This is a genomic window from Pseudomonas chlororaphis subsp. piscium (assembly GCF_003850345.1).
Classification (GTDB): domain Bacteria; phylum Pseudomonadota; class Gammaproteobacteria; order Pseudomonadales; family Pseudomonadaceae; genus Aquipseudomonas; species Aquipseudomonas piscium.
On the sequence record NZ_CP027707.1, the window covers coordinates 2,043,929 to 2,062,886 of the forward strand.

An 18,958-nucleotide genomic window follows, 5' to 3' on the forward strand; every position below is an offset into this window, starting at 1 on the left:
TACAAATGGGAGTGTCTTGTGGAAATTGCCTGTCTCGACCTGGAAGGTGTACTGGTCCCGGAAATCTGGATTGCCTTTGCCGAAAAAACCGGGATTGAATCCCTAAAGGCGACCACTCGGGATATCCCCGATTACGATGTGCTGATGAAGCAGCGCCTGCGGATTCTCGACGAGCACGGCCTGAAGCTCTCCGACATTCAGGAAGTGATCGCCACCCTCAAGCCGCTGGACGGCGCCATCGAGTTCGTCGACTGGCTGCGCGAGCGTTTCCAGGTGGTGATTCTTTCCGACACCTTCTATGAGTTTTCCCAGCCGCTGATGCGCCAGCTGGGCTTCCCCACGCTGCTGTGCCATCGCCTGGTCACCGACGACAGCGGCCGGGTGACCGGTTACCAACTGCGCCAGAAAGACCCCAAGCGCCAGTCGGTGCTGGCCTTCAAGAGCCTGTACTACCGGGTGATCGCGGCGGGGGATTCGTACAACGACACCAGCATGCTCGGCGAGGCCGATGCCGGCATTCTGTTCCATGCCCCGGATAACGTGATTCGCGAGTTTCCGCAGTTCCCGGCGGTGCACAGCTTTGCCGAGTTGAAGCAGGAGTTCCTCAAGGCTTCGAACCGTGAGTTGAGCCTGTAAAGGTATCGCTGTAGCCGCTGCCGCAGGCTGCGATAGGACCGCAGGTCCTCGGCACCAGTGAGTGCGCCGCGGCCGTGCCGGCCGTTCGCAGCCTGCGGCAGCGGCTACAGATCAGAGGCTCTGCAAGGTCTCCAGCAGCACCTTCACCTTGGTGATGGACTCCTGATACTCGGCCTGCCAGTCCGAATCCGCGACAATCCCGCCACCGCCCCAGCAGCAGACCTGCCCGTCCTTGACCAGCAGGCTGCGGATGGCGATCGAGCTGTCCATCTCGCCACGCACGTCCAGGTACAACAGCGAACCGCAATACAGCCCGCGCCGGGTCGGCTCCAGCTCGTCGATGATCTGCATGGCGCGGATCTTCGGCGCGCCGGTGATCGAGCCGCCGGGGAAGCTGCCGGCGATCAGGTCCAGGGCATCCTTGTCGTCCGCCAGCTCGCCGGTGACGCTGCTCACCAGATGGTGCACGTTCGGGTAGCTCTCCAGGCTGAACAGCTCCGGCACCCGCACCGAGCCGATGCGGCAGGTACGGCCCAGGTCGTTGCGCAGCAGGTCGACGATCATCAGGTTTTCCGCACGGTCCTTGGGGCTGGCCAGCAGCTCGGCGGCGTTCGCCGCATCTTCGGCGGCATCCTGGCTGCGTGGGCGGGTGCCCTTGATCGGCCGGGTTTCCACCTGGCGCTCACTGATCCGCACGAAGCGCTCCGGCGACAGGCTGAGCACCGCGCCACCTTCCGGCAGGCTCTGGAACCCGGAAAAAGGCGTTGGGCAGGCCGCCCGCAGCGCGCAGTAGGCGCTCCACGGATCGCCGACGCAGGGCGCGCGAAAGCGCTGGGCGAAGTTGACCTGATAGCAGTCGCCGGCCTGGATGTACGCCTGGATACGCTCGAACGCCTGCTGATACTGCGCGGCGCTGAGGTCGGGACGCATCGGCTCGCTGAGCTTGAAGCTATCGTGGGTGTTGGCCGGCGCCTGGCTGAACAGGGTGATCAGGCGCTGGCGTTCGGCGGCGGTGAGGGCGGGGTGGAACACCAGTTGGCTGGTGCACTGCTGATGGTCGCTGATCAGCGCCCAGTCGTAGAGGCCGAAGCGCGCATCGGGCAGTTGCAGGTCGTCCAGGGCCTGGCTGGGCAGGCGTTCCAGATGGCGTCCGAAGTCGTAGCTCAGGTAGCCGATCAGCCCGCCGGCGAAAGGCAACTGGTAAGGCGCTGGGATCGCGGCCTGGCCCAGTTGGTCCAGGTTGAGCCGCAGGCGCTGCAGGAAATCTTCGCCGCTTTCGTTCTTGAGGACGGCCAGCTGGGCCCGTGGCCAGGCGCTGAGCAGGTCGTAGCGGCCGCGTTCGGCACTGGGCCGGCCGCTGTCGAGCAGGACGGCGCCCGGGGCATGACGGATCGCCGCGAAATACTCGGCGGGGTTGGTGCGGTAGGGCAGCGGGTGTACGGAGCAGGTCAACATGCGGGGCGGATCAGCCATCGGAGGAGCGCGGCTGGCGATTGTAGTCCCCTCAAGGATTTGCTCCTAGTGGGGATGTCGGGGATGAGCAGATTGGCGACAGGCTGAGAGGGGGGTGAAGATTGGCTATCGCGGGCAAGCCTCGCTCCTACAGGTCGGCATCTTGTAGGAGCGAGGCTTGCCCGCGATAGGTTTTGCCGTGGATCAGCCTTCCACCGCCGGGATATGGCCGAACAGGTCCTGGGCAAATTGCACGCGCTGCTCGACGGTTTCGCTGATACCGCGGGCTTTCAGCTCTGCCAGGTGCGCTTCGACCGCATGGGTGCGCTGGGTCAGGCCGCAGTCGTTGGCGATCTGGATGTTCAGGCCGGGGCGGGCGTTGAGCTCGAGGATCAGCGGGCCCTTTTCCTGGTCCAGCACCATGTCGACCCCGATGTAGCCCAGGCCGCACAGCTCGTAACAGCCGGCCGCCAGCTTCATGAAGCCGTCCCAGTAGGGCAGTTGCACGCCGTCCACCGCATTGGTGGTGTCCGGGTGCTTGGCGATGATGTTGTTCAGCCAGGTGCCGCGCAGGGTCAGGCCGGTGGCCAGGTCGACACCGACACCGATGGCGCCCTGGTGCAGGTTGGCCTTGCCGCCGGACTGGCGGGTCGGCAGGCGCAGCATGGCCATCACCGGGTAGCCCATGAGTACGATGATGCGGATGTCCGGCACGCCTTCGTAGCTGATGCTCTTGAAGATCTGGTCCGGGGTCACCCGGTATTCGATCAGCGCCCGGTCGCGGTGGCCGCCCAGGGAATAGAGGCCGGTGAGGATGCTGGAGATATGGTGCTCGATTTCTTCATGACTGATGATCTTTCCCGACACCGTGCGATAGCGACCCTCGAAACGGTCGGCGATCACGATGATGCCGTCGCCGCCGGCGCCCTGGGCCGGCTTGATCACGAAGTCGTTGCGCCCGCCGATGATCTCGCCGAGCTTGTCGATTTCCTTCTCGGTGGAGATCACGCCGTACAGTTCCGGCACATGGATGCCGGCCTTGATCGCGCGTTCCTTGGTGATGATCTTGTCGTCGACGATCGGGTACAGGCTGCGCTTGTTGTACTTGAGCACGTAGTCCGCGTTACGCCGATTGATCCCCATGATGCCCCGGGCTTCCAGGGCCTTCCAGGTCTTCCACAGGCCGAACATTACGAATCAGCCTTGACGAAGGCTTTGAAACGCATGAGCTCGGTCAGGCGGTAGCCGCGGTAGCGACCCATCGCCAGCATGAAGCCCACCAGGATCAGCAGCATCGCCGGGAAGGTGAAGACGAAGTAGATCAGCTCCGGCACGCTCATGATCAGGTGGGCCAGGGAGGCGGCGAACAGCGTGCCAATGGCGACTTTCATCGCATGGCCGGCGCCACGTTCTTCCCAGGTGATCGACAGGCGTTCGATGGTCATGGTCAGGATCACCATCGGGAACAGGGCGACCGACAGGCCGCGTTCCAGGCCGAGCTTGTGGCTGAACAGGCTGATGGCGGCGATCAGCACCACGACGAAGGTCAGTACCACCGACAGCCTCGGCAGCATCTGCAGCTTCAGGTGTTCCAGGTAGGACCTGAGCGACAGCCCGAGCGCGGTGATCACCGTGAACAGCACGATGCCGAAGCCCAGCTGGGTTTCGCGGAAGGCCAGGGCGATCAGCACCGGGGTGAAGGTACCCAGGGTCTGCAGGCCGATCAGGTTGCGCAGCACCAGGATCACCAGCACGCCGATCGGGATCATCACCATGATCATGAAGGTCTGCTGGGTCTGCAGCGGCAGGCCGTACAGCGAGTATTCGAGGAAGTTGGCGTCGGTGTTCTCGTCGGTCAGCTTGGCCAGGCGAATGGCGTTCATTTCGCTGTTGTTCAGGCTGAAGGTGACGGTGGCTTTCTTGCCGCCATCGACGGTGATCAGGTTGTCGTCACCGATCCACCACAGCAGGCGGTCGCTGGGCAGGCCCTGTTCGCCGGTTTCCGGGTTGAAGTACAGCCAGTCGGTACCGTTGAAGCTGCGCAGCCACAGTTCCGGGGCCTGTGGCTGGTCGGCCATCAGGCGGATGGTATGGACCTTCTCCATCGGTACGTGGGCGATGGATAGCAGCAGGTCGACGATCTTGGCCTTGTTCGCTGGCGACGGATCGCCCGCCAGGAGCATCTTGGCGTTGTCGTCGCTACTGTTGTTGACCCGCTTGATGGCTTCGCTGATGAAGGTCTCGACGTCGGCCGAGTGCTGGCGGATCGGCGCGAGCAGGGCTTCGGCGGCGATCTTTTCCGGGCCTTCGACGGCGATGCTGTCGCGGAAGGTCGGGCCCTTGATCTTGGCTTTTTCCGCGGTGTAGCGCTTGGTCAGGACCAGGCGGTAGTAGAGGGTCTGGTTGCCCTTGGCGCGGCGTGCCGACCAGGTGACCTTGCGGTTGCCGTCGACGCGGTTCACCGCCACCCCGTAGTTATTGGAGATGAAGCTCTCGTTCAGGCTGACGTAGTCGCGGCTCAATGGCGGCACGAACATCTGGATCTTGATCGGGTCTTTGGCGTTGGCGACGAATTCGACCTTGGCGTCGATGTTCCACAAGTCGTCGGTGGCGTCTTCGGTCACCGGGATGCCGAGCACGAAAATCTGATAGGCCGTGACCGAAATGCCCAGCACCACCAGGATGGCGATCAGCATTTTCAGATGGAGGGTAAGAGAGCGCATTGGAATTACTCTGCGGTATGAGCGTCGGTGGCGCAGGCAGGTTTGCCAGCAGCGTATTTAAGACTGGGGTCGACCAGTGCGTCGAAGCGCTTGAGTGCTTCGGAGCCGATCAAGAGCGGGTATTGGAATGCACTGCGGTCGGTCAAGTTCACTTCTATGCTGCGCAGGGCTCCGCCCATGCAGATATCCAGCTCGATGACCGGGCGCGCGGTGTACTTCTTGTTGTTTTCCTCATCGGGGTCGTAGTCGCCAGCGCGGCGCTTGATCTTGCTGACGCGGGCCAGCGGACGTTCGATGGGGTGGGAATGGGCGGCGTCGATGGCCAGGTAGAAGCGTACCCAGGATTCGCCATTGCGCTTGAAGCGCTTGATGTCGCGGGCGCTGAGGGAGGCGGTCTTGGCGCCGGTGTCGAGCTTGGCGGCGACTTCCAGGTCGATCCCGGACAGTCTGGCGTATTCATTCAGACCGTAAACGGTCTTGCCAGCGGCGGCACTCAGGCCCGGCAGGCCGAGCAGGCAGAACAGTATGGAGAAGGCCTTGAGTCTCATAGATCCTGGTGCGTTGCATGGGTTCTTCAGTTCAAGGCGACTGGCATTGCTGCGCAAGCTCCCTCGTGTGCTGCCTTATTAATATGACAGGCAAATGCGGGCGGCATTCTAGCATGCTGGTTTTATGGCGCCAGCGGAGGGGCGGGGGCTTTTGTGCCGGTTTGGTGCAAAGGGTTATTAGACGATTGTCGACAATATCTATTTTTCCTTTGACTGCATGAGCTGTATTGGCTAGTTTTTGTCGCATTGATTTTCAAGGTGTCGACAATATGCTGGATCAGCTCGATCCCCCCGCCGTGACGCAGGACGATTCGGAAACCTTGTCCGAAAACGTCTTCAGACGCATTCAGGCGGCCATCGTCAAGGGCGAGATCGCCCCGGGCAGCAAGATTTCCGAGCCGGAACTGGCGCGCACCTACGGCATCAGCCGCGGCCCGCTGCGCGAGGCGATCCACCGCCTGGAAGGCCAGCGCCTGCTGGTGCGGGTGCCCCATGTCGGGGCGCGGGTGGTGTCCCTGAGCCATGCCGAGCTGATCGAGCTTTATGAAATCCGCGAGTCCCTGGAAGGCATGGCCTGCCGCCTGGCCGCCGAGCGCATGACCAACGAGGAAATCGACGAGTTGCGCCGGGTCCTCGATACCCACGAGCGTGACGCGGCGTTCCAGGCCGGTGTCGGCTACTACCAGCAGGAAGGCGATTTCGACTTTCATTACCGGATCATCCAGGGCGCCGGCAACCGCACCCTCACGCAGATGCTCTGCGGCGAGCTGTACCAACTGGTGCGCATGTACCGCATCCAGTTTTCCGCCACGCCCAACCGCCCGCACCAGGCGTTCGCCGAGCACCACCGGATTCTCGATGCCATTGCCGATCGCGACGGCGAACTGGCCGAGTTGTTGATGCGCCGTCACATCGGCGCTTCCAAACGCAACATTGCCCGTCATTACCAGGACGGCGCCAAGCAGACAGCCACTCCACGAGGTGAGTCATGAGTTCCAACAACAAGAGCACTCCAGGCCAGCGCTTCCGCGATGCGGTCGCCAGCGAACGACCTTTGCAGGTGGTCGGCGCCATCAATGCCAACCATGCGCTGCTGGCCAAGCGCGCCGGGTTCAAGGCGATCTACCTGTCCGGTGGCGGGGTGGCGGCCGGCTCCCTCGGCGTGCCGGACCTGGGCATCACCGGGCTCGACGACGTGCTGACCGACGTGCGCCGCATCACCGACGTCTGCGACCTGCCGCTGCTGGTGGACGTGGACACCGGTTTCGGTTCGTCGGCGTTCAACGTGGCGCGCACCGTCAAGTCGATGATCAAGTTCGGCGCGGCGGCGATTCACATCGAGGACCAGGTCGGCGCCAAGCGCTGCGGCCACCGTCCGAACAAAGAGATCGTTTCCCAGCAGGAAATGGTCGACCGCATCAAGGCCGCGGTGGATGCCCGCACCGACGACAGCTTCGTGATCATGGCCCGTACCGACGCCCTGGCGGTGGAGGGGCTGGAGTCGGCCCTGGACCGCGCCGCCGCCTGCATCGAGGCCGGCGCCGACATGGTGTTCCCGGAAGCCATCACTGAGCTGGAGATGTACAAGATCTTCGCCAGCCGGGTGAAAGCGCCGATCCTGGCCAACATCACCGAGTTCGGTGCCACGCCGCTGTACACCACCGAACAACTGAAATCCGTGGATGTTTCCCTGGTGCTGTACCCACTGTCGGCGTTCCGCGCCATGAACAAGGCGGCGGAAAACGTCTACACCGCGATCCGTCGCGATGGCACCCAGCAGAACGTGATCGATACCATGCAGACCCGCATGGAGCTGTACGACCGCATCGACTACCACACCTTCGAGCAGAAGCTCGATGCGCTGTTCGCCCAGAAGAAAAGCTGAACCAACCTTTGTAGGAGCGAGGCTTGCCCGCGATGGACGTTAACGATAACGCGCAGCCCCTGATACACCGGGGTGGGCCGATCAGCGTCGCGAGCCGCTTCGTTCCTGCGGTGTCGGGGTGAGTCCCGACCCATGAAGTTGCCGATTCCCTAACAAATTCAAGATTGGAGAGAGCAATGGCCGAAGCAAAAGTATTGAGTGGCGCTGGCCTGCGTGGCCAGGTGGCCGGACAGACTGCCTTGTCGACCGTGGGCCAGGCCGGTGCCGGGTTGACCTACCGGGGTTACGACGTCCGCGAACTGGCGGCCGACGCGCAGTTCGAGGAAGTGGCCTACCTGCTGCTGTACGGCGAGCTGCCGACCCAGGCGCAACTGGACGCCTACGCCCAGAAGCTGAGCAAGCTGCGCGACCTGCCGCAGGCGCTGAAAGAAGTGCTGGAGCGCATTCCGGCCGACGCCCATCCGATGGATGTGATGCGCACCGGCTGCTCGTTCCTCGGCAATATCGAGCCGGAACAGGATTTCTCCCAGCAGCGCGACGTCACCGACCGCCTGCTGGCCGCGTTCCCGGCGATCATGTGCTACTGGTACCGCTTCAGCCACGACGGCAAGCGCATCGACTGCGTGACCGACGAGCCGTGCATCGGTAGCCACTTCCTGCACCTGCTGCACGACAAGAAGCCGAGCGAGCTGCACGTCAAGGTGATGAACGTGTCGCTGATCCTCTACGCCGAGCACGAGTTCAACGCTTCGACCTTCACCGCCCGGGTCTGTGCCTCGACCCTGTCCGACCTGTTCTCCTGCGTCACCGCGGCCATCGGTTCGCTGCGCGGCCCGCTGCACGGCGGCGCTAACGAGGCGGCGATGGAGATGATCGAGCGTTTTTCTTCGCCGGAAGAGGCGATCAAGGGCACCCTCGGCATGCTCGAGCGCAAGGACAAGATCATGGGCTTCGGCCATGCGATCTACAAAGACAACGACCCGCGCAACGAGGTGATCAAGGGTTGGTCGAAAAAGCTCGCCGATGAAGTGGGCGACAAGGTGTTGTTCCCGGTTTCCGAAGCCATCGACAAGACCATGTGGGAGCAGAAGAAGCTGTTCCCCAACGCCGACTTCTACCATGCCTCGGCGTACCACTTCATGGGCATCCCGACCAAGCTGTTCACCCCGATCTTCGTCTGCTCGCGCCTGACCGGCTGGGCGGCCCACGTGTTCGAACAGCGCGCCAACAACCGCATCATTCGTCCAAGCGCCGAGTACGTCGGCGTCGAACAGCGCAAGTTCGTGCCAATCGAACGTCGCTGAATGGTGGCTGCCTGAACGCCCTGGCTAAACCCGGAGCCCTGTAGGAGCAAGGCTTGCCCGCGAAGACGGACTGACATTCAACATCGATGTCGACCGTCAAACCGCTATCGCGAGCAAGCTTCGCTCCTACCGGAGAGCGGTTTCAGCAGCACCACCTTTTGCAATCACCGTGACCGAGTCCTGACGATGAACACAGAATTTCGTAAACCGTTACCCGGTACCCGACTGGACTACTTTGACACCCGCGCGGCCGTCGAGGCGATCCAGCCCGGCGCCTACGACACCCTGCCGTACACCTCGCGCGTGCTCGCGGAAAACCTGGTGCGTCGTTGCGATCCGGCGACCCTGACCGATTCCCTGAAGCAACTGATCGAGCGCAAGCGCGATCTCGACTTCCCGTGGTTTCCGGCCCGCGTGGTGTGCCACGATATTCTTGGCCAGACCGCCCTGGTGGATTTGGCTGGCCTGCGCGATGCCATCGCCGACCAGGGCGGCGACCCAGCCCAGGTCAACCCGGTGGTGCCGACCCAGTTGATCGTCGACCACTCGCTGGCGGTGGAATGCGGCGGCTTCGACCCGGATGCGTTCGCCAAGAACCGCGCCGTGGAAGACCGGCGCAACGAAGACCGTTTCCACTTCATCAACTGGACCAAGAAAGCCTTCAAGAACGTCGACGTGATCCCGCCGGGTAACGGCATCATGCACCAGATCAACCTGGAGAAAATGTCGCCGGTGATCCAGGCGCGCGATGGCGTAGCCTTTCCCGATACCTGCGTTGGCACCGACAGCCACACCCCGCACGTGGATGCCCTGGGCGTGATCGCCATCGGCGTCGGCGGCCTGGAAGCCGAAAGCGTGATGCTCGGCCGGGCGTCCTGGATGCGCCTGCCGGAAATCGTCGGCGTCGAGCTGACCGGCAAGCTGCAACCGGGCATCACCGCCACCGATATGGTGCTGGCGCTGACCGAGTTCCTGCGCAAGCAGAAGGTGGTGGGCGCTTACCTGGAGTTCTTCGGCGCAGGCGCCGCGGCGCTGACCCTGGGCGACCGCGCGACCATCTCCAACATGGCCCCGGAATACGGTGCCACCGCGGCGATGTTCTACATCGACCAGCAAACCATCGACTACCTCAAGCTCACCGGCCGTGAAGACGAGCAAGTGCAACTGGTCGAGACCTATGCCAAGCAGGCCGGCCTGTGGGCCGACAGCCTGAAAGGTGCGCAGTACGAGCGCGGCTTGCAGTTCGACCTGTCCTCGGTGGTGCGCAACATGGCGGGCCCGAGCAACCCCCACGCCCGGGTGGCGACCAGCGACCTGGCGGCCAAGGGCATCGCCGGCCAGTGGGAAGAGGTGCCGGGGCAAATGCCCGATGGTGCGGTGATCATCGCGGCCATCACCAGTTGCACCAACACCAGCAACCCGCGCAACGTGATTGCCGCCGGCCTGCTGGCGCGCAATGCCAACAAGCTCGGCCTGACCCGCAAACCCTGGGTCAAGTCGTCGCTGGCGCCGGGTTCCAAGACGGTGGCCATGTACCTGGACGAAGCCGGCCTGACCCACGAGCTGGAGCAATTGGGCTTTGGCGTCGTGGCTTTCGCCTGCACCACCTGCAACGGCATGTCCGGCGCGCTGGACCCGGTGATCCAGAAAGAGATCATCGACCGCGACCTGTATGCCACCGCGGTGCTGTCGGGCAACCGCAACTTCGACGGGCGCATCCACCCCTATGCCAAGCAGGCGTTCCTCGCTTCGCCGCCGCTGGTGGTGGCCTATGCGATTGCCGGGACCATCCGCTTCGACATCGAGAAGGACGTGCTGGGCCTGGACGCTAATGGCAAGGAAATCCGCCTCAAGGACATCTGGCCGAGCGACGAAGAGATCGACGCGGTGGTCAAGGCTTCGGTGAAGCCCGAGCAGTTCCGCAAGGTGTACATCCCGATGTTCGCCATTCATGAAGACACCGGGCCCAAGGTCGAGCCGTTGTACGACTGGCGCGAGATGAGCACCTACATCCGTCGTCCGCCGTACTGGGAAGGCGCCCTGGCCGGCGCGCGCAGCCTGACCGGCATGCGTCCGCTGGCGGTGCTGCCGGACAACATCACTACCGATCACCTGTCGCCGTCCAACGCCATCATGCTCGACAGCGCGGCGGGCGAGTACCTGGCGAAAATGGGCCTGCCGGAAGAGGATTTCAACTCTTACGCGACCCACCGGGGCGACCATCTGACCGCGCAGCGCGCGACCTTCGCCAACCCGAAACTGTTCAACGAAATGGTCCAGGAAGGCGGCAAGGTCACGCAGGGTTCGCTGGCACGGATCGAGCCGGAAGGCCAGGTCACCCGGATGTGGGAAGCCATCGAGACCTATATGCAGCGCAAGCAGCCGCTGATCATCATCGCCGGTGCCGACTACGGCCAGGGTTCGTCCCGTGACTGGGCGGCCAAGGGCGTGCGCCTGGCCGGGGTGGAAGCCATCGCCGCCGAAGGCTTCGAACGTATCCACCGCACCAACCTGGTGGGCATGGGCGTGCTGCCGCTGGAGTTCAAGCCGGGCACCGACCGCAAGACCCTGGGCATCGACGGTACCGAAACCTTCGATGTGGTGGGCGAGCGCAAGCCGCGCGCCACCCTGACCCTGGTGATCCAGCGCAAGAACGGCGAGCGCATCGAGGTGCCGGTGACCTGCCGCCTCGACACCGCCGAAGAGGTGTCGATCTACGAAGCGGGCGGCGTGTTGCAGCGCTTTGCCCAGGACTTCCTCGAATCGGCTGTCGCCAGTTAAGTGACGTACCGGGGGCGGGCCGCAAGGCGCCGCCCTCGGTCTTTATCAGGACCGAAATTCATGGCTTTCGTAGCGCAAATCAAGATTCCCGCCACCTACATGCGTGGCGGCACCAGCAAGGGCGTGTTCTTCAGCCTGCAAGACCTGCCCGAGGCGGCGCAGCTGCCGGGCGCGGCCCGCGATGCGTTGCTGTTGCGGGTGATCGGCAGCCCCGACCCGTACGACAAGCAGATCGACGGCATGGGCGGCGCCACGTCCAGCACCAGCAAGACGGTGATCCTGTCGAAAAGCATCAAGCCCGGTCACGACGTGGATTACCTGTTTGGCCAGGTGTCTATCGACAAGCCTTTTGTCGATTGGAGCGGCAACTGCGGCAACCTGTCGGCGGCGGTCGGTTCCTTCGCCATCAGCAGCGGCCTGGTGGATGCCGAGCGCATCCCGCAGAACGGCGTGGCGGTGGTGCGTATCTGGCAGGCCAATATCGGCAAGACCATCATCGCCCATGTGCCGATGACCAACGGCGCGGTGCAGGAAACCGGTGATTTCGAACTGGATGGCGTGACCTTCCCGGCGGCCGAGGTGCAGCTGGAGTTCATGGATCCGGCAGCCGAGGAGGAGGGCGCCGGTGGCTCGATGTTCTCCACCGGTAATCTGGTGGACGACCTGGAGGTGCCGGGCGTCGGGACTTTCAAGGCCACCATGATCAATGCAGGGATCCCGACCATCTTCATCAATGCCCGCGACATCGGCTACAGCGGTACCGAGCTGCAGGGCGATATCAATGGCGACCCCAAGGCGCTGGCGATGTTCGAGACCATCCGCGCCCACGGCGCGCTGCGCATGGGGCTGATCCAGCACCTGGACGAAGCGGCCAAGCGCCAGCACACGCCCAAGGTTGCCTTTGTCGCGCCGCCCGCGGACTACCAGGCTTCCAGCGGCAAGGCGGTGAAGGTTGCGGATGTCGATCTGCTGGTGCGCGCATTGTCCATGGGCAAGCTGCACCACGCGATGATGGGCACCGCCGCGGTGGCCATCGGCACGGCGGCGGCGATCCCCGGGACCCTGGTCAACCTGGCGGCCGGCGGCGGTGAGCGCAGCGCGGTGCGTTTCGGTCACCCGTCGGGGACCTTGCGCGTCGGCGCCGAAGCCGTGCAGGACAACGGCGAATGGAGCGTGACCAAGGCCATCATGAGCCGCAGCGCACGGGTCTTGATGGAAGGCTGGGTGCGTGTGCCTGGCGACGCTTTCTAAGGAAAAACCGCTACCTGTAGGGGACCGCCGGCCGGCGCTTCTACAGGGGGCGGATAAAATAAATAGACATAACCCGATCAGCCTGACCTTGAGGATGCAACCCACACCTAACCCTTGATGGAGTGAACTGCCCGTGAGCGCCAACGTTGATCTGAACGAACGCCCCGATTACGACCAGGTCCTGCAGGACATCGCCGATTACGTTCTGAACTACCGGATCGAGTCCCACGAGGCTCTGGATACCGCCCGCAACTGTCTGATGGACACCCTCGGCTGCGGCCTGCTGGCCCTGCGCTTTCCCGAGTGCACCAAGCACCTGGGGCCCATGGTCGAGGGCACGGTCGTACCCTTTGGCGCACGAGTGCCGGGCACCAGTTTTCGCCTGGACCCGGTCAAGGCAGCCTGGGATATCGGCTGCATCGTCCGTTGGCTGGACTACAACGACACCTGGCTCGCCGCTGAGTGGGGCCATCCTTCCGACAACCTCGGCGGCATCCTCGCCGTGGCCGATCACCTGTCGCAAAAACGCGTGGCCAACGGCGAGGCGCCGCTGACCATGCGCGTGGTGCTCGAGGCCATGATCATGGCCCATGAGATCCAGGGGGTGATTGCCCTGGAAAACTCCTTCAACCGGGTCGGCCTCGACCATGTCCTGCTGGTGAAAGTCGCCTCGACCGCGGTCACCGCCAAGCTGATGGGGGCCAACCGCGAACAGCTGCTGGCGGCGCTGTCCCATGCCTTTGTCGATGGCCAGGCGCTGCGTACCTACCGTCATGCGCCGAACGCTGGTTCGCGCAAGTCCTGGGCGGCGGGGGACGCCTCCAGCCGTGGCGTGCGCCTGGCGGATATCGCCCTGCGTGGCGAGATGGGCATTCCGGGAGTGCTGAGCGCGCCGCAGTGGGGTTTCTACGATGTGCTGTTCAGCCACACCAACAAGGACCTGGCGCTCAAGCCCGAAGACAAGCGCCGCTTCAGCCTGTCGCAGCAGTACGGCAGCTATGTGATGGAAAACGTGCTGTTCAAGATCAGCTTCCCGGCCGAGTTCCATGCGCAGACCGCCTGCGAGGCCGCGGTGACCCTGCATCCACAGGTCAAGGATCGCCTGGACCAGATCGACAGGATCGTCATCACCACCCATGAGTCGGCGATCCGTATCATTTCCAAGGTCGGCCCGCTGGCCAACGCCGCTGACCGCGACCACTGCATCCAGTACATGACCGCCGTGCCGCTGGCGTTCGGCAACCTGGTGGCCGAGCACTATGAAGACGACTTCCATGCCGCCCACCCGATCATCGATCAGTTGCGCGAGAAGATGCAGGTCGTCGAGGAGCCGCGCTACACCCGCGAATACCTGGAGGCCGACAAGCGCTCCATCGCCAATGCGCTACAGGTGTTTTTCAAGGACGGCTCGAGCACCGAGCAGGTGGTGGTGGAATACCCGATCGGCCATCGCCGACGTCGTGCCGAAGGCATTCCGCTGCTGGAGGACAAGTTCAAGGCCAACCTGGTCACCCGCTTCACGGCCCAGCGTTCGGCGCAGATCTTTGCCCTGTGCAAGGACCAGGCGCGACTGGAAGCTACGGCGGTGCACCGGTTCGTGGATCTGTTGGTGATCTGAGGGCAGGGTGGACCGTTGGTCCGATCGCGACAAGCTCGCTCCTACAAGATCTTGTAAACCCTGTAGGTGCGAGCTTGCTCGCAATAGCCTTCTATTGGTCAGATAGCGCTACTTGAAGCGCCGTTCGACGCCTTTTTCCACCAGGATCTTCGCCGAGATCTCTTCCACCGAGAAATGGGTGGAGTTGATGTGCGGAATGTTCTCGCGGCGGAACAGGTTTTCCACCTCGCGCACTTCGAACTCGCACTGGGCATAGCTCGAATAACGGCTGTTGGGCTTGCGCTCGTTACGGATGGCGGTAAGCCGGTCGGGGTCGATGGTCAGGCCGAACAGCTTGTGCTGGTGGGCGCGCAGGGCGGTCGGCAGCTGCAGGCGTTCCATGTCGTCTTCGGTCAGCGGGTAGTTGGCGGCGCGGATGCCGAACTGCATGGCCATGTACAGGCAGGTCGGGGTCTTGCCGCAGCGCGACACGCCGACCAGGATCAGGTCGGCCTTGTCGTAGTAGTGGGTACGGGCGCCGTCGTCGTTGTCGAGGGCGAAGTTCACCGCCTCGATCCGCTCCATATAGTTGGAGTTGCCGCCAATGGAATGGGACTTGCCGACCGAATACGACGAGTGCTCGCTCAATTCCAGCTCCAGGGGGGCGAGGAAGGTCGAGAAAATGTCGATCATGAAACCATTGGACGTCGCGAGGATCTCACGGATGTCCTGATTGACGATGGTGTCGAAGATAATCGGGCGAAATCCGTCCTTTTCGGCGGCGATGTTGATTTGTTGTACCATGGCCCGCGCTTTATCTACGCTGTCGATGTACGGCCGCGTGAGTTTGCTGAAGGTAATGTTTTCGAACTGCGCCAGGAGGCTCTGGCCGAGGGTTTCAGCGGTGATGCCGGTACCGTCGGAGATAAAGAAAGCAGATCGTTTCATTTGCACCTTGGGCCTTAAGCTAGTGACGAATCTTGGATATGATAGGCGCGATTTGCCGGCCTCCAATGGCCCGCATTCTCACTTATTTTCCAGGTCCAGGCCATACAGCTGGCAAGCGCTCCCCCGAGCAGCCGGCTTCTGAGCTTTTCCAACACAGTTAGTGGAGAGATCACCTTGGTAGAGTACGTAGTTTCCCTCGATAAGCTCGGCGTCCATGATGTAGAGCATGTGGGGGGCAAGAACGCATCCCTGGGCGAGATGATCAGTAACCTTGCAGGCGCCGGTGTATCGGTCCCTGGAGGCTTTGCCACGACGGCTCAAGCCTATCGTGATTTTCTCGAATTGAGCGGTCTTAACGACCAGATCCACGCCGCGCTCGACGCCCTGGACGTCGATGACGTGAATGCCCTGGCCAAGACCGGTGCCCAGATCCGTCAATGGATCATGGAAGCTGAGTTTCCCGAGCAACTGAATAGCGAAATCCGCACCGCGTTCGCCAAGCTGTCCGCGGGCAACCCTGACATGGCCGTGGCCGTGCGTTCCTCGGCCACAGCCGAAGACCTGCCGGACGCCTCCTTCGCCGGCCAGCAGGAAACCTTCCTCAATATCCGTGGCGTCGAGAACGTCATTCGCGCCGCCAAGGAAGTCTTCGCTTCCCTGTTCAACGATCGCGCCATTTCCTACCGCGTGCACCAGGGCTTCGACCACAAGCTGGTCGCCCTGTCTGCCGGCGTGCAGCGCATGGTGCGTTCGGAAACCGGTACCGCCGGCGTAATGTTCACCCTCGACACCGAGTCGGGTTTCCGTGACGTGGTGTTCATCACCGGCGCCTACGGCCTGGGTGAAACCGTCGTTCAAGGTGCGGTGAACCCGGACGAGTTCTACGTTCACAAGGGCACCCTGCAAGCCGGTCGCCCGGCCATCCTGCGCCGCAACCTGGGCAGCAAGGCGATCAAGATGATCTACGGCGACGAGGCCAAGGCCGGTCGCTCGGTCAAGACCGTCGACGTCGACAAGGCCGATCGCGCGCGTTTCTGCCTGACCGACGCCGAAGTCAGCGAACTGGCCAAGCAGGCGATGATCATCGAGAAGCACTACAAGTGCCCGATGGACATCGAGTGGGCCAAAGACGGCGACGACGGCAAGCTGTACATCGTCCAGGCCCGTCCGGAAACCGTGAAGAGCCGCACCCAGGCCAACGTCATGGAACGTTACCTGTTGAAGGAAACCGGCACCGTGCTGGTGGAAGGTCGCGCCATCGGCCAGCGCATCGGCGCCGGTAAGGTGCGGATCATCAAGGACGTGTCGGAGATGGACAAGGTCCAGGCCGGCGACGTGCTGGTGTCCGACATGACCGACCCGGACTGGGAACCGGTGATGAAGCGTGCGAGCGCCATCGTCACCAACCGTGGCGGTCGTACCTGCCATGCCGCGATCATCGCTCGCGAGCTGGGTATTCCAGCGGTTGTCGGTTGTGGCAACGCTACCCAGCTGTTGAAAGATGGCCAGGGCGTGACCGTATCCTGCGCTGAAGGCGACACCGGTTTCATCTTCGAAGGTGAACTGGGCTTCGACGTGAAGAAAAACTCCGTCGACGCCATGCCGGAGCTGCCGTTCAAGATCATGATGAACGTCGGCAACCCGGACCGTGCCTTCGACTTCGCCCAGTTGCCGAACGCCGGTGTGGGCCTGGCCCGCCTGGAATTCATCATCAACCGCATGATCGGCGTGCACCCCAAGGCGCTGCTGAACTACGCTGGCCTGCCCCATGAAATCAAGGACAGCGTCGACAAGCGTATCGCCGGTTACAACGATCCGGTCGGTTTCTATGTCGACAAGCTGGTTGAAGGCATCAGCACCCTGGCCGCGGCCTTCTGGCCGAAAAAAGTCATCGTGCGTCTGTCGGACTTCAAGTCCAACGAATACGCCAACCTGATCGGTGGCAAGCTCTACGAGCCGGAAGAAGAAAACCCGATGCTGGGCTTCCGCGGTGCTTCGCGTTACATCAGCGAATCCTTCCGTGACTGCTTCGAACTCGAGTGCCGCGCCCTCAAGCGTGTGCGCAACGACATGGGCCTGACCAACGTCGAGATCATGGTGCCGTTCGTCCGTACCCTGGGCGAAGCCAGCCAGGTGGTGGATCTGCTGGCCGAAAACGGTCTCAAGCGCGGTGAAAACGGCCTGCGCGTGATCATGATGTGCGAGCTGCCTTCCAACGCGATCCTGGCCGAAGAGTTCCTCGAGTTCTTCGACGGCTTCTCCATCGGTTCCAACGACCTGACCCAGCTGACCCTGGGCCTGGACCGCGATTCGGGCATCATCGCGCACCTGTTCGACGAGCGTAATCCGGCGGTCAAGAAGCTGCTGGCCAACGCCATCGCCGCCTGCAACAAGGCTGGCAAATACATCGGTATTTGCGGCCAGGGCCCGTCCGACCACCCGGACCTGGCCAAGTGGCTGATGGAACAGGGCATCGAAAGCGTCTCGCTGAACCCGGATTCCGTACTGGAAACCTGGTTCTTCCTGGCCGAGGGGCAGGGTGCGGTCTAAGCGGAATGAGGCACCGGCCAGCCTTCGGGCTGGCCGGTGCTTTGAGATTCAAGTAGGGCGGGCTCCATCTGGATGCCGCCCTTTTTTGTGCAAGAGCATTATGCAAAGCAGCAGCAACCTATTTCCCGTCGCCTTGATCAGTGCCGAACGTCGAGGCGACCTGAGTGAAGACGTCTACCGCCTGAAGCCCGGCAACAGCCCGGATGCCTCGGTCGAGCTGGCCGTCACCCGCCTGGGGATGGCGGACGAGCCCGAATCCCGTGGCGTGCCGGTGATCCTGCTGCACGGCAGCTTCTCCAACCGGCGTTTCTGGTATTCGCCCAAGGGCATCGGCCTGGGCGCGTATCTGGCACGCATGGGCTTCGATGTATGGATCCCCGAGATGCGCGGTCACGGTCTGTCGCGACGCAATGCCGACTACCGCAAGAATCGCGTCGCCGACTATGCGCAATACGATCTGCCCGCCATCGGTGCCTTCGTGCGGGAACAAAGCGGCCAGGTTCCGCACTGGGTCGGCCATTCCCTGGGTGGCATTACCCTGGCGGCGGCCTTGGGCGGCCAGTATCTGGGAGAGCCGGCAGTGGCGTCGGCGGCGCTGTTTGGTTGTCAGGTCAGCCGCACCTATTGGCCATTGAAAATCCCGGCGGTGGAATGGGGCGGTCGTTTCATTCTCAAGCGTTTTGCCCAGTTGTCCGGCTCGCGACTCAAGCGCGGCCCTGAAGACGAGCCCATTGGCCTGGCCCTGGAAGGCATGCGTTGGTACGGGCTGTTCGGGCGTTTCGGAGATGGGCAGAAGGACTGGTGGGCCGGTTTGTCCGATGTTTCGCTGCCGGTATTGGCAGTGAGCGCGGCCGGTGATCACCAAGATCCGACCTGGGCCTGCCGCAAGTTGTTTGACCAGTTGAGTTCCGAGCACAAACAGTTTGTCTGTCTGGGGCGCGAACAAGGGTTCAGCGGCAATTTCGGCCACGTCGAGATGCTGGTAAGCAAGGCAGCCCAGGCCGAAGTCTGGCCTTTGGTGGCGCGTTGGTTGAAGGATCAGCAGAGCCCGTTGTTGGCGTCGGGCACCGAACTGGCTGCCGCGAGTTGAGTTCGAAGGCTCTGACAGGGGCATTTCGTTTCGGTGCGCTTGCGGCTAAGATATGACGAATTTTGCGGTTCTGGTCACATTCGGTCGCCGGTCAGGCATTCTGTCCGTGCCGCCGAGCCTGCTGAAATTGGCGTATGGTGGTCGCATGAGGGGTGAGGGCTGGCTGAAATATTAAACATTCGCCGTCTGCCCT

14 protein-coding genes are annotated in these 18,958 nt (G+C 62.8%); 9 read left to right on the forward strand and 5 right to left on the reverse strand.

The genetic code is table 11. The annotated features are described in order from the left end of the window. Positions 1-18: 18 nt before the first annotated feature. On the forward strand, positions 19-636 hold the full coding sequence (gene thrH / locus C4K38_RS09375) for a bifunctional phosphoserine phosphatase/homoserine phosphotransferase ThrH (RefSeq protein WP_009047891.1): 618 nt from the start codon (positions 19-21) through the stop codon (positions 634-636). Positions 637-747: 111 nt separating this feature from the next. Here thrH and pabB read toward each other — a convergent pair whose 3' ends face one another. The 4 genes from pabB to rloA form a co-directional block, all read right to left on the reverse strand. Then, positions 748-2,091: an aminodeoxychorismate synthase component I gene (gene pabB, locus C4K38_RS09380; RefSeq protein ID WP_053278343.1), complete on the reverse strand. Its 1,344-nt coding sequence runs from the start codon at positions 2,089-2,091 to the stop codon at positions 748-750. A gap of 201 nt (positions 2,092-2,292) precedes the next feature. Beyond that, on the reverse strand, positions 2,293-3,279 hold the full coding sequence (locus tag C4K38_RS09385) for an alpha-L-glutamate ligase-like protein (RefSeq protein WP_009047893.1): 987 nt from the start codon (positions 3,277-3,279) through the stop codon (positions 2,293-2,295). Next, a complete protein-coding gene (rloB, locus tag C4K38_RS09390) occupies positions 3,279-4,811 on the reverse strand; it encodes an osmotic stress tolerance membrane protein RloB (RefSeq protein WP_053278104.1) in 1,533 nt (510 codons plus the stop codon). Before rloB ends, C4K38_RS09385 begins: the two co-directional genes overlap by 1 nt. A 5-nt stretch (positions 4,812-4,816) precedes the next feature. Then, a complete protein-coding gene (gene rloA, locus C4K38_RS09395; protein WP_007930640.1) occupies positions 4,817-5,359 on the reverse strand; it encodes a retropepsin-like aspartic peptidase RloA in 543 nt (180 codons plus the stop codon). Between the two features lie 269 nt (positions 5,360-5,628). Here rloA and C4K38_RS09400 point away from each other — a divergent pair, with 269 nt between their 5' ends. The 6 genes from C4K38_RS09400 to prpD all read left to right on the forward strand — a co-directional run bounded on the left by C4K38_RS09400 (position 5,629) and on the right by prpD (position 14,198). After that, the gene (locus tag C4K38_RS09400) at positions 5,629-6,351 is read left to right on the forward strand and encodes a GntR family transcriptional regulator (RefSeq protein ID WP_009047896.1); all 723 of its coding nucleotides are present in this window, start codon (positions 5,629-5,631) and stop codon (positions 6,349-6,351) included. Then, complete coding sequence (prpB, locus tag C4K38_RS09405) at positions 6,348-7,244, forward strand: methylisocitrate lyase (RefSeq protein ID WP_007930643.1); 897 nt, start codon at positions 6,348-6,350, stop codon at positions 7,242-7,244. Before C4K38_RS09400 ends, prpB begins: the two co-directional genes overlap by 4 nt. A 176-nt stretch (positions 7,245-7,420) precedes the next feature. Continuing rightward, positions 7,421-8,548, forward strand: a complete 1,128-nt coding sequence (prpC, locus tag C4K38_RS09410) for a bifunctional 2-methylcitrate synthase/citrate synthase (protein WP_053278105.1) — start codon at positions 7,421-7,423, stop codon at positions 8,546-8,548. A 186-nt stretch (positions 8,549-8,734) separates the two neighbouring features. After that, entirely contained in the window at positions 8,735-11,329 is a 2,595-nt protein-coding gene (gene acnD / locus C4K38_RS09420) for a Fe/S-dependent 2-methylisocitrate dehydratase AcnD (protein ID WP_053278106.1), read from the forward strand. Between the two features lie 60 nt (positions 11,330-11,389). Continuing rightward, positions 11,390-12,580: a 2-methylaconitate cis-trans isomerase PrpF gene (gene prpF / locus C4K38_RS09425; protein WP_053278107.1), complete on the forward strand. Its 1,191-nt coding sequence runs from the start codon at positions 11,390-11,392 to the stop codon at positions 12,578-12,580. A gap of 133 nt (positions 12,581-12,713) precedes the next feature. After that, positions 12,714-14,198, forward strand: coding sequence for a 2-methylcitrate dehydratase (gene prpD / locus C4K38_RS09430; RefSeq protein WP_053278108.1), 1,485 nt, complete (start codon positions 12,714-12,716; stop codon positions 14,196-14,198). 108 nt (positions 14,199-14,306) lie between these two features. Here prpD and ppsR read toward each other — a convergent pair whose 3' ends face one another. Next, positions 14,307-15,125: a posphoenolpyruvate synthetase regulatory kinase/phosphorylase PpsR gene (gene ppsR, locus C4K38_RS09435; protein ID WP_053278109.1), complete on the reverse strand. Its 819-nt coding sequence runs from the start codon at positions 15,123-15,125 to the stop codon at positions 14,307-14,309. Positions 15,126-15,299: 174 nt separating this feature from the next. On the opposite strand from ppsR, the gene ppsA reads away from it, so the two are divergent. Together ppsA and C4K38_RS09445 are read left to right on the forward strand one after the other, a co-directional pair. Then, entirely contained in the window at positions 15,300-17,675 is a 2,376-nt protein-coding gene (gene ppsA, locus C4K38_RS09440; RefSeq protein WP_053278110.1) for a phosphoenolpyruvate synthase, read from the forward strand. 100 nt (positions 17,676-17,775) lie between these two features. Further along, a complete protein-coding gene (locus tag C4K38_RS09445) occupies positions 17,776-18,765 on the forward strand; it encodes an alpha/beta fold hydrolase (protein WP_053278111.1) in 990 nt (329 codons plus the stop codon). Positions 18,766-18,958: the final 193 nt, after the last annotated feature.